Here is an 11,701-nt window from a genome sequence, read left to right on the forward strand (position 1 = left end):
CCGGCCCGGCCTCAGCCGCGGCGCAGCACCGCCCAGGCGAACGCTGGCAACGCCAACATGCGCCGCCAGCGGCTGGGCTCCTGGATCAGCCGGTAGAGCCATTCGATCTGCAGCCGCCCCATCCACTCGGGCGCCCGCTGCTTGGTGCCCGACCACACATCAAAACTGCCGCCCACGCCCATCCACAGGCCCGGCTGGCCGGGGTGAAGCCGCTGAATCCAGGTTTCCTGGCGAGGCACCCCCAGGGCCGCCAACACCAGATCCGGCCGGGCTTGCTGCAACTGCTGCTCGATGCCCGGCCATTGCTCCGGATCCTGGTAGCCGTGGATGGTGAAGGCCAGATCCAATGCAGGGATCTCAGCCTGGAGCCGCTCCACCAACCGCTCCATCACCTCGGGGCTAGCCCCCACTAGAGCCACCCGCCACCGGTGAGCGGCGGCATACACCAACAGTTGGCGAGCCAGCTCAATGCCAGGGCTGCGGCGCACCCGATAGCCCTGCCGTCCGAGGGCCCACACCACACCGGCACCGTCGGGGATCACCAGATCGGCTTGCGCAATGGCGGCACCCAGCTCGGGATTGGCCCTGGCGGCCATCGTCATTTCAGCGTTGAGCGTCACGATCTGACCGCCGCCGCGCTGCTTGAGTTCCAGCGCGGCGGCAAACACGTTGCTGCTCACCGCAACCTGCACGCCCAGCACCGAGGTCACCGTCCACGACGGCGGATCAGCAGGGCCCGTAAAGCCAGTGCGGGACGCATCCGTCGCCATTGATGCCATCGAGCGCAGAGGCCACACGAGAGAATCTATGGCTGCAGCCCGGTTTCGCCGCGCCCACGATGCTCAGCAGCGCACCCACGGCCAGCACCGCAGCCCCTCTGCAGCTCAGTGCGGCTGAAGCCTGGCAGCGCCTGCAGGAGCTCGATACCCAGATCAACCGCGTGGTGCTGCAACGGCAGCACCCGATCACCGGCCTATTGCCCGCCAGCACCGCCCACACGGTGCACGGCAACTACGGCGATGCCTGGGTGCGCGACTGCGTGTATTCGATCCAATGCGTATGGGGCTTGGCCCTGGCGCACCGCCGCCTGAGTGGCGCCACCACGCGCGTGTTCGAGCTGGAGCAGCGGGTGCTGCAGCTGATGCGCGGCCTGCTCAACGCGATGCTGCGCCAAGCCCACAAGGTGGAGCGCTTCAAGCACAGCCTCGCGCCGCTGGATGCGCTGCACGCCAAATACGACACCGGCAGCGGTGAACCCGTGGTGCCCGACGACGGCTGGGGACACCTGCAGCTCGATGCCACGGCGCTGTTTCTGCTGCAGCTCGCCCAGCTCACGCGCTCCGGCCTGGTGGTGGTGCAAACCAGCCACGAGCGCGATTTCATCCAAAACCTGGTGTATTACGTGGCCCGCGCCTACCGGGTGCGCGACTACGGCATCTGGGAGCGGGGCGACAAGGGCAACCACGGCCTGCCCGAACGCAATGCCAGCTCGATCGGCCTGGTGAAAGCGGCGCTGGAAGCGCTGGAAGGCCTCGATCTCTACGGCCCCCACGGCGATGGCCAGTGCGGCCTGCACATCCCCCACGACGCGATCGTGCGGCTGCGCCGCGCCCTCACCGGTCTGCTGCCGCGGGAATCGGCCAGCAAGGAGGTGGATGCGGCCTGTCTCTCGGTGATCGGCTACCCCGCCTGGGCAGTGGAGGATCCGGCCCTGGTGGAACGCACCCGCCGCAAGATCCGCAGCGAGCTGGGCGGGCCCTACGGCTACAAGCGCTTCCGCCGCGACGGTCACCAAACGGTGGTGGAAGACCACAACCGCCTCCACTACGAGCGCGAGGAACTGGCCCAGTTCGAGCACATCGAATGCGAGTGGCCGCTGTTCCTGGCGTACGAACTGATCACCGCCTGCTGCGAGGAACGCTGGAACGAGGCCTGGCAATGGCGTGAACGGTTGCGCCAGGTGGCCGTGAGTGTGGATGGGGTGGAGCTCCTCCCGGAGCTGTATGTGGTGCCGAAGCAGGCTGTAGAAGCTGAGCGGCTTCAGCCCGGCAGCCAGGAGCGGGTGCCCAACGACAACGTGCCGTTGCTCTGGACCCAGAGCCTCACCTGGCTCGGCGATTTGATGCTGATGGGCCTGCTGCAGCCTGAGGATCTCGACCCCAGCGGTCGCCGGCTGGGCTGCAGCCTTGGGGCTGATCAGGTGCTGGTGAGCTTCGTGCCGGCACGTGAACACATCGCCGCCGCCCTCGAGCAGGCCGGTCTGGCGGTGACCCGCCCCGGTGAGGTGGCCATTGCCAGCTCCGCCGAACTGGGCAAGCGCATGGCCGCCGTGGGCGCCAATCCGCGGCTGGGTCTGAGCGGCCACCCGCCGCTGCGCATGGAAACGATGGTGACGGCCCGGCTCTATCGCCAGGCCGGCCAGGCCCTGGCCTTCCTACCGGCGGTGTTGGAAGAGAGCACCTACTACCTCTCCGACGACCCCGAACTGTTGGTGGACGCCGTAGAGAGTGAGATCAGCCAACTGCAACGCCATTGGCGCGGCGTGGGGGCACCGGTGCTGCTCATCCCTGTGGAAGAAGGCCCGTTCCAGCGCAACCCGGATTCGTTTCTGCGCCTCGGGGAGCAATTGCGCTCGGGCCTGATGCAGGGTGTGGCAGTGCAGCTGGCGCCGTTGCCGGAGCTGATGGAGCAGGCCAGCTGGGCCGAACTTCCAGCAGAAGCCACACCTCAGAGCTCGCGGCCCGCGCTGAGCGCACCCGCCCTGCTGCAAGCCAGCACCGAGCAGCAACCGCTCACCGCCGCAGAAGAGCAGGAACTGGAGGAATCCGCGGTGGAGGCACTCACCGAGCGGCTCTGGCAGAGCCACTCACTCCCGGAGCAGGCAGAACTGCTCGAACAGCTGGTGCATCGGCTCGGCCTGGAGGCCGAGCTCAGCGGCCCCGGCGGCAGCGCCACGCCGCAAACACTGCTCGAGGAGATCTACCGGCGCGCGCTGGCCGATGCGAATTGGAATGTGGTACGCCGCTGCGGCGGCTCCCTGGGCCTGGTGCACCCGCAACTGGAAGACGCCCTCACAGATCTTCTGGTGCGCCAAAAGCAGGTGGTGGTGGGCCGCAACTACACCCATGAATCGCTGCTCAGCCAACCCACCGGCAGCCAAACGATCGCGGCGATGATCCAGCGCTACAGCGGTGAAGACGGCCGCGAGTGGATGCTGCAACAGGAGCTTCTGCTCGCCCTCGATGGCGTGGCCCGGCGAGAACCGGCCCTGCTCAGCGGCAGCCTCACCCTGCAGCTGGGTCAGCTGCTGCTGCTGCTCACCAGCGAACTGGCGGGCGAGCGCGACCTCACGCCGATCGAAGCTTTCGAAGCCCTCTGCGATGAGCCCCCCCACGCGATCCGGCGCCGCTTGCAGCAGGTGCTGCGCGATGTGGAGCACGCCAAGGCAGCCCTGCAGCGCAAGGAACAGCTGCATGTGAGCGGCCGCGTGCGCTGGGAAGCGCCCGATCCCCTGGAGGAGCTGCCCAAGAGCGGTTGCTGGCTCAAGCACCGCGAGCGCATGGGGGCGTTGCAGATCGTGCCGCGCCATTTCCACCCCGGCATCTGGGAGCTGCTGCACCACTGCCGCGGCCTGGTGATCGGCGACAAGCTCGAGCGCCGCAACCGGCTGGAGAGCGCCCTGCTCAAGGAGAAAACCCCGGGGGAGCGCAACTTCGCCACCCACGTGGAGCACCTGCTCAGCAAGATCGAGGCGCCGGAATACCGGCGCCTGTGCGTGGAAACGCTGATCACCCTGATTGCGTTTGTGGATGCCAACCCACAGGTGCGTTTCGACGACGACCTGGCCCTCGATGTGGTGGTGGGCCACGCCGTACGGGTGGGCTGGCAGCAGCAGCACCCGGAGCAAGCTCCAGAGGATTACCCAACCCACAAAGCCGAAGCCTGGGATGGCTTCTATCGCTCCTCACCCGCCCAGTGCCGCCGCTGGCAGCTGCTGGCGCTCAAGGAACTGGCAGAACTCCAGCCGGCCTAAATCGGCTCAGCCAGGGTCATGCAGAGCGTGGGCTGCTCCACGCACTGCTCGATCAGATCGGCGAGCAGCAGCGCGCGGGAGGCCTGCGGGCCATCCACCGCCGGCTGCTCCTCGCCGCGCACGCACTGGAGGAAGTGCTCCAGCTCAGCCACCAACGGATCCACCGGCGAGGTGCTCACCTCTTCGATAAAGCCGTCGTTGCGATACAGCAGCTCGCCGTGATCAGCGGTGAACGAGAGCTGGGTGCGGCGGTGGATCTGCAGGCTGCGGTTGAGGAAATCGGTTTCCACCAAGGCGCTGCGGCAGTGGGCCGAGAGGCTGCGGATCTTGCGGTGAGCCATCTTGCTGGCGGTGAGGCTGGCCACCACACCGTTGGCAAAACCGAGGGTGGCGTTCACGTAATCGATCGGGCCTTCGGCACTGCGGCCGCCGGCGGCCGCCAGACGCACCACCTTCGAGCCCGCCAGCTCAAGCACCAGGTCGATGTCGTGGATCATCAGATCCAGCACCACCGACACGTCATTGGCGCGGTCGGGATTGGGGCTGTGGCGGCGGGCCTCCAGCACCACCACTTCTTCATTCGCCACCACCTTCACCAGCTCGCGGAAGGCGGGGTTGAAGCGCTCGATGTGGCCCACCTGCAGCAGCCGGCCAGCCCGATCGGCGGCAGCACTGAGCTCCGTGGCCTCCTCCTGGGTGGCAGCGATCGGCTTCTCGATCAGCACGTGCACGCCGGCGTTGAAGCAGGCCATGCCCACGCGGTGGTGCAAGAGGGTGGGCACGGCGATACACACCGCCTCCACCTCACGCAGCATCTCCTCGTAGCTGGCAAACCAGCGGCAGCCGAACTGCTCCACCGCCAGCTGCCCCCGATCCGGATCGGGATCGGCCACCCCCACCAGCTCGGCATCGCGCAGCAGGCTGAGCACCCGGGCGTGGTGCCAGCCCATGTTTCCGATTCCGATCACTCCAACGCGAACCGGCTGCATGGCGCTGGCGATCAGACGCAGCGATTATCGCGGATCAACCCTCTTCGGGGTCGGGTTCCACGGCACGGCGCGTGATCTCCACCCGCTCGATGCGCGGGCCGTCCATCGCCATGATCAAAAACTGATGGCCCTTCCAGCGCAGGCTCTCGCCCGGAGCGGGGATGTGCTGCAAGCGCTCAAGGAGGAACCCCGCCAAGGTGTGGTGCTCGTCGGATTCGGGCAGCTGCAGGCCCAGTTCGCGGTTGAGTTCATAGATCTCCAGATCGCCGGCCACCAGCCAGCTGTGCTCCTGGAGCTGCTGGAGATCGTCTTCCGGGTTTTCGGGGTCTTCCTCGTCGCCCACGATCTCGCTGGTGAGATCGGAGATGGTGACTAGCCCCTCCGTGCCGCCGTGCTCATCCACCACCACCAGCAGCGGTTCGCCGCTGCGGATCACGGGCAGCAATTCGGCCAAGGGGGTGGTCTCCTGCACCGTCGTCACCGGCGTGACATAGGGCGCCAGGGGTGAATCACTGCGCAGCAATCCTTTGGCGATGGGTTCTGCCAGGCGGCGCAGATCGAGCAGGCCGCGCACGTCATCGAGGGAGCTGCCGATCACGGGGAAGCGGGCGTGGTGGGTGCTGTGCACCGCCTCCATCAGCTCCGCGAAGCGCACCTCCAACGGCAGGGTGACCATGCCGGAGCGGGGCACCATCACCTCGCGCACCTGGGTGTCGCGCAGGGAGAAGAGGCCCTCGAGCATGTCGCGCTCATCGGGCATCAAGCCGATCACGCTGTTGGATTCGATCAGCGTTTCCAGCTCGCCGGCCGAGAGGGCCGGCACCAGCTCATCCCAGTTGCGCGGCAGCCCAAGCAGCCGCAGCAGGCCATTGCCCATGCGCTCCAGCACCACCAGCACGGGGCCCAGGCTGCGCATCACCGCCTCGAGCACAGGCGCCAGGCGCAAGGCGGTGGCCTCCGGGCGGTGCAGCACCCACGCCTTGGGCACCAGGCCGCCGAGCAGTGTGGCCAGCGCCACCAACGCCAGGAACAGCACCCCATCGAGCCAGGCCTGCCCAAGCCAGGCACCGGCGGGGCCCGCACCCCAGCGTTCCGCCAGACCCCGGCCCGTCCAACCCAGGGCCACCAGGGCCAAGGTCATCCCCAGTTGGGTGGTCACCAGCGCGCGCCGCAGCCGCCGCTGCAAACGCGCCACCGCCGTCGCCCCTCGCTCGCCATCAGCCTCGAGCAATTGCACCCGCGTAGGCCGCAGCCGGATCAGGGCGAATTCCGAGGCAGCGAAGAAGGCCAGCAGGAGCAGCAGGGCCGCCGGTGCCAGGAATCGCATCGGGTTCAAATGGGGGTCGCGAGGATCGAACTCGCCTAAGGCGGATTATGAGTCCGCTGCATTCACCAGATTGCTAGACCCCCGTGCGGCAAGCCGCAGGGCGTGTCTACCACAGGCCTCGGATCACCCGTGAACCCGGTTGCGGCCAGCTGGGCGGGGTGCTCTGGGCAGTGCAGCTGCCCTGGGGCAGGCCCTGGCAGAAGCCGTTGTTCACGTCGGCGGTGCGCCACGGCATCGGGTTGCTCTGCTCCTCCAACAGCACTTGATAGGTGTTTTCCAGGGCCGAGCCATCCCACACGATCGTTTGATCGGGGAAGCCGAAACCCATCACCTTGGTGCCATCGCCCCCACCCATGGCGATGCCAAGGATGTCGGTGATCTGGTGGGTGATGTCGATGCCACGGGCGTAAGGCGAGGTGTAGCTGTAGAAGCGACGCTCCACCAGCTGCGGGGTGGTGACCACAGGGCCGCAGCGCGTGACCTCCACCGGGCCCGAGGCATTCATGCCCGCCGGACCGGAGCCGGCGAGGGGTGCCTCGAGGGTGGTGGTGCACACCACAGGACCAGCCGCGGCAGGGCGTGAGCCCAGACCACTCGCCAGCAGGGCTTGGGCCAGCAGCAACCCAGGCGCCAACACCCAGCGAACGGAACAAGGCCAGCCCATCGATCGCCCGCGACACACGCTGGGCGCAAACTAGACAGCTCAACCGCCTGACGCCAGAGGCATGACCCAGCTGCCAACCCTTCCCCAGGCCAGCGCTGAGCAACGGCAGTTGCTGCTGCGCCTGCTGGCGGAGCGGGCTTACCGGCACGGCACATTCACGCTGGCATCGGGCCGCACCAGCGATCACTACGTGAACTGCAAGCCGGTGAGCCTCAGCGGCGAAGGGCTGGCCCTGCTCTCAGCCCAGATGCTCGAGCTGGTGGAGCCCGAGGCCGTAGCGGTAGCCGGCCTCACCCTCGGCGCTGATCCACTGGTGAGCGGCGTGGCGGTGGCAGCAGCCCTGAGCGGCCGCGCCCTCGACGCCCTGATCGTGCGCAAGGAAGCCAAAGGCCATGGCACCGGCGCCTGGCTCGAGGGCCCCCTGCCGGAGCCCGGCAGCTGCATCACAGTGCTGGAAGACGTGGTGACCACCGGCGGCTCCTCCCTAAAAGCCGTGAACCAACTGCGCGAGGCCGGCTACAGCGTGAACCGGGTGGTGACGATCGTGGACCGCCAGGAAGGCGGCCTCGAAGCGATGACCGCCGCCGGGCTGGAGCTCAAGAGCCTGTTTCTGCTGGAAGAGGTGGCCGCCGTTTCCGCCGCGAGCCGATCATGAGCGCTGCCAGCCCGGCCCGCTGGAGCACACCGATCAGTCGCATCCGGCTGGAGGGAGCGGACGCGCGGCGGTTTCTGCATGGGCAGAGCAGTCAGGCCATCGAGCTGGCGGCCAGCGGCGCTTGCATGCCCACCTGCCTGATCAGCCCCACCGGCCGGATGCGCGCCCTGGCGCTGGTGTGCCTGGATGAAGGCGGCGCCGATCTGCTGGTGCTGGAGGGCGATGGGGCGGCTGTGCATCAGGCCCTCGATCGCGTGCTGTTCCCAGCCGATCGCGTGAAGCTTGGCCCCGTTGAGGCCGCCACGCTGGTGCGTTGGATCGGCGCAGCCGCCAGCGAGCTGAGCCCTGCGCTGCTCAACCCCGGCGTGGATCTCGGAGCGGGCAGCGAGCAACCGGCCTGGCTGCAGCAGCCCGGCGAGCCCCTGCCAGCCTGGCTGGAGGCCCTGCCAGAGCTGAGCGCCGAGGCCGTGGAGCAGCAACGGCTGCGCCAGGGATTTCCTGCAGCCCCTGGGGAACTCAACGACAGCACCAACCCCTTTGAGCTGGGACTCGCCCCCTGGGTGAGCCTCAACAAGGGCTGCTACGTGGGCCAGGAAACCCTGGCCAAGCTCGCCACCTACGACGGCGTGAAACAGCAATTGCGGGGCTGGCGCACCAGCCGCACCGGCCCTGCGGCGGCCGAAGCTTGCGCCCCAGGAACCACCCTCACCACGGCGGCCGGCGAGCGGGCCGGCGTGATCACCTCCGCGTTGGCGGGGTCCGATGGCATCGAGGGATTAGCCCTGGTGCGCCGCGCTGCACTGGAAGAGCCGCAGCTGCTGGCCAACGGCAGCAACACCGAGGCCCTAACCCTGGAGATCCAGGTACCCGCAGGCTTCGTGGCACCGCCGGTGGGTGCGGGCGGCCAGGGCTGAAGCTCAGGGCTGCGCCAGCAACCAGTGGGCCACCGCCCAGGTGGCCAGGGCATCGTCGTGGTTGTAGCGGAAGATCCGCCGCAGGTTTTGACGGGAGCCGCGGCCATCAGGGCCGTCGCCACCCAGGCGCCAGCGGCGCCACCACAGCAGCGCCCGCGCCCCATCCACCCCCTGCTGCCGCCAGCGAAACCCGAGCCAACTAGCGGTGGCCTTGAGGCCGTAACTGTTGGTGGGCATCCACCAATGGCGCCGCAGGCGCAGGTGCACATCGACCATCCGGCTGCGCAGCTCAGCGATCTGGCGCTCCTTCGCCCCCTGACGCTGGGCCAAACGCACCAGCGCCAGCAGCTCGGTTTCGCCGTAGTGGAGCACCGGCCAGTCGGGGTAGGCCGCCAGCAGGCGCTGGAGCCGCTGCCAGAGCCGCGCTTCACCGTGCTCCTGGAGCGCCAGTAGGGGGTGATAAGGGGCCGCTGCGGCCACTGGAGGGCCGGGCCAGCCGCCGCCGGCCTCCCTCGCCAGTGGCACAAAGCCGTGCAGGAAATCGTCGCGGGCGTCGGGGTCGGATTCGATGTCGTAAATCAGCACCCCTGGCGCCGAGGCCAACTCCGGTAGCGCTGGGCTGGGATCACGCCGCAGCGGCACGCCGTCACGCTGCACCCGCGCCTGGGTCACCAGTTGCGCAGCCACCTCCGCATGTTGCTCGCCGTGCACCAGCAAGGCCTCGGCCAGCTGCTCAGGCTCGGCCGCCGCCAGCTGCTCGAGCCGGTCGACCCCCAGCCCCAGCAACATCTCGCGCCGCTTGGCACCGATACCGCTCACCTCGCTGAGGTGCCCCTCGGCGGCCGCCACCTGATCACAGGCGCCGCGCCAGCTGCACAGCACGCATTTCTTGCGGTCGGCCACCAGCGGCGGCGGGGAGGAGCGAGCCAGATCCCCCGCCAGACGCTCCAGCGCCTCATCGAGCTGGCGGGGCAGGCTGCCTGTGAGGTTCAGGGTTTCCTTCTCGAGGCCGCGGCCCGCGCCACTGAGCACCAAGCCGTTGGGCACCGGCGCCTGTTGCTCGACCTCCAGCAGCCGACCCCAGAGGGCGAGCACCACGCGGTGCTCGCGGGTGGTGCGGCGCCCTTGGCGAAACATCACCGGCCGGTAGGCATGACCTCCCCAGCGGCTGCTGCCTTGAACCCGCTGCAGCAAAGGGGGGTGCGCCTCCACCGCCAGCCCTCCCGCTTGGCCCCGCAACCGCAGGCCCACCAGCGCCGGAGCCCCGGCGGCTGCGGCCGCCTCCCCCCGCTGCGGCTTCTGCGGGAAAAGCGTCGAAAAACTGCGCCGCTGCTCATCAAGCTGCAGCTCGCGGTGGGCCGTCCACAGGCGTTGATCGGGGTCGCCGAACTGATCCAGCCAAGCGCGGCGCTTGCAGCGCAGCCAGCTGCGCAACAGCCGGTCGTTGAGCGGGATCTGGCTCGGCACGAAGCTCACGCTAGGTGGCCGTCTGGCCTGCCGGCACCTGCGCACCCGCAGGGGGGCAGGCCGGCTGCTAGCACCACCGGTATCGCCCTGTGCCTCTACCCCGATGGCTGCGTCCGCGCCCCTGCCCCTGGAGGCCAGCCCGATTGCCTTCGGCACCGATGGCTGGAGGGGCATCCTCGGGGTGGACATCACCGTGGAACGGCTGCTGCCGGTGGCAGCGGCCTCCGCGCGGGAACTGGAGTTTTCAGCGCCCGAAGGGCTGAACAGCCGCGAGATCGTGATCGGCTACGACCGCCGCTTCCTCGCCCCGGAACTGGCCGAAGCGATATGCAGCGCCGTGCGTGGCGCCGATCTGGTGCCGGTGCTGGCCGAAGCGCCGATCCCCACGCCGGCCGCCAGCTGGGCGGTGGTGGAGCGCAGTGCCCTCGGGGCGCTGGTGATCACCGCCAGCCATAACCCTCCCGAGTGGCTCGGCCTCAAGATCAAGGGGCCCTTCGGCGGCTCTGTGGAGGGGGATTTCACCCAGCGGGTGGAGCGACGCCTCGAAGCCGGCGGCATCACCGTGCCGATCCCCGGCGACACCCTGCGCTTCGACGCGATGGGCACCTACCTGTCGGGCCTGAAGGCCAAGGTGAACACCGCATCCCTGAGTGAGGGTCTGCAGCGGCTTGGCCTGCAGGTGATCGTGGATCCGATGCACGGATCAGCCGCTGGTGGCCTCAGCCGTTTGCTGGAGGGCGCCGCCGCCAGCGATCACCTGCGCGAGATCCGCAGCAACCGCGATCCCCTGTTCGGAGGCAATCCGCCCGAGCCCCTGGCGCCGTATCTGCAGGAGCTGATTGCCGAGGTGCGCGCCTCCACCCTGGCCGGCCGGCCTGCAGTGGGCATCGTGTTCGATGGCGACGGCGACCGCATCGCAGCGGTGGATGAACACGGCCGCTTCTGCAGCACCCAGCTGTTGATGCCCCTGTTCATCGACCACCTGGCCCGCGCCAAAGGACTGAGCGGCTCGGTGGTGAAAACCGTGAGCGGCTCCGATCTGATGCAGTTGGTGGCTGAAAACCTCGGCCGCCCGGTGCTGGAGAAGGCGGTGGGCTTCAAATACATCGCCGCTGAAATGCTCGCCAGCGACGTGCTGGTGGGCGGCGAAGAATCGGGTGGCGTGGGCTTCGGCGGCCACCTGCCGGAACGCGATGCGCTCTATGCGGCGCTTCTGCTGATCGAGGCGCTGGTGGAAGGCGGCAAACCCCTGGGTGAGCGCGTGAGCGAACTGCAGGAGCGCTGTGGCGGTGCCGCCTCCTACGACCGCCTCGATCTGCGCCTGCCGGACATGGCCACCCGCCAACGACTGGAGCAGTTCCTTGCCGCTACTCCGCCCCAGGAGGTGGCCGGCGCAACGGTGCAAGAGGTGATCACCACCGATGGCGTGAAGCTGCGCCTAGGCCCCAGCCATTGGCTGATGCTGCGCTTCTCCGGCACCGAACCGCTGCTGCGCCTCTACTGCGAAGCCCCCAACGATGCCCGCGTGGCTGAGGTGCTCGCCTGGGCGCGTCAGCTGGCTGAACAAGCCTGAAACGCACGGCCATCCGGATGACGCTTCGAGGACGCATCCACGAGTGGGCCCACATTGGCGGCGATGTGAGCGCACCCTC

General features: G+C 68.6%; 9 protein-coding genes and 1 tRNA gene. 4 read left to right on the forward strand and 6 right to left on the reverse strand.

Going from position 1 to position 11,701, the window contains the following annotated elements:
• Positions 1-11: 11 nt before the first annotated feature.
• Complete coding sequence (locus KUL97_RS09810; RefSeq protein ID WP_217797288.1) at positions 12-701, reverse strand: WecB/TagA/CpsF family glycosyltransferase; 690 nt, start codon at positions 699-701, stop codon at positions 12-14.
• A 137-nt stretch (positions 702-838) separates the two neighbouring features.
• On the opposite strand from KUL97_RS09810, the gene KUL97_RS09815 reads away from it, so the two are divergent.
• Entirely contained in the window at positions 839-4,033 is a 3,195-nt protein-coding gene (locus KUL97_RS09815; RefSeq protein ID WP_254896408.1) for a glycoside hydrolase family 15 protein, read from the forward strand.
• Here KUL97_RS09815 and KUL97_RS09820 read toward each other — a convergent pair.
• From KUL97_RS09820 to KUL97_RS09835, 4 genes are all read right to left on the reverse strand, one after another.
• Positions 4,030-5,022, reverse strand: coding sequence for a Gfo/Idh/MocA family protein (locus KUL97_RS09820; RefSeq protein ID WP_217796818.1), 993 nt, complete (start codon positions 5,020-5,022; stop codon positions 4,030-4,032). The genes KUL97_RS09815 and KUL97_RS09820 overlap by 4 nt on opposite strands.
• A 34-nt stretch (positions 5,023-5,056) precedes the next feature.
• Complete coding sequence (locus tag KUL97_RS09825; RefSeq protein ID WP_217796819.1) at positions 5,057-6,349, reverse strand: hemolysin family protein; 1,293 nt, start codon at positions 6,347-6,349, stop codon at positions 5,057-5,059.
• 10 nt (positions 6,350-6,359) lie between these two features.
• Positions 6,360-6,432 (reverse strand) — tRNA-Ile (locus KUL97_RS09830).
• 23 nt (positions 6,433-6,455) lie between these two features.
• Entirely contained in the window at positions 6,456-7,013 is a 558-nt protein-coding gene (locus KUL97_RS09835) for an Occludin/ELL family protein (protein ID WP_254896409.1), read from the reverse strand.
• A gap of 61 nt (positions 7,014-7,074) precedes the next feature.
• Here KUL97_RS09835 and pyrE point away from each other — a divergent pair, with 61 nt between their 5' ends.
• Entirely contained in the window at positions 7,075-7,668 is a 594-nt protein-coding gene (gene pyrE, locus KUL97_RS09840; RefSeq protein WP_217796820.1) for an orotate phosphoribosyltransferase, read from the forward strand.
• A complete protein-coding gene (locus KUL97_RS09845; RefSeq protein ID WP_217796821.1) occupies positions 7,665-8,582 on the forward strand; it encodes a folate-binding protein YgfZ in 918 nt (305 codons plus the stop codon). Before pyrE ends, KUL97_RS09845 begins: the two co-directional genes overlap by 4 nt.
• A gap of 3 nt (positions 8,583-8,585) precedes the next feature.
• Here the strand turns inward: KUL97_RS09845 and KUL97_RS09850 are convergent, their stop codons facing one another.
• Complete coding sequence (locus KUL97_RS09850; RefSeq protein ID WP_217796822.1) at positions 8,586-10,049, reverse strand: TM0106 family RecB-like putative nuclease; 1,464 nt, start codon at positions 10,047-10,049, stop codon at positions 8,586-8,588.
• A 103-nt stretch (positions 10,050-10,152) separates the two neighbouring features.
• On the opposite strand from KUL97_RS09850, the gene KUL97_RS09855 reads away from it, so the two are divergent.
• Positions 10,153-11,622 carry a phosphoglucomutase/phosphomannomutase family protein gene (locus tag KUL97_RS09855; RefSeq protein WP_217796823.1) on the forward strand — a complete coding sequence of 490 codons (1,470 nt, stop codon included), beginning with the start codon at positions 10,153-10,155 and terminating at the stop codon, positions 11,620-11,622.
• Positions 11,623-11,701 lie beyond the last annotated feature (79 nt).

This window comes from Synechococcus sp. HK05 (assembly GCF_019104765.1).
In the GTDB taxonomy this organism is placed as follows: domain Bacteria; phylum Cyanobacteriota; class Cyanobacteriia; order PCC-6307; family Cyanobiaceae; genus Vulcanococcus.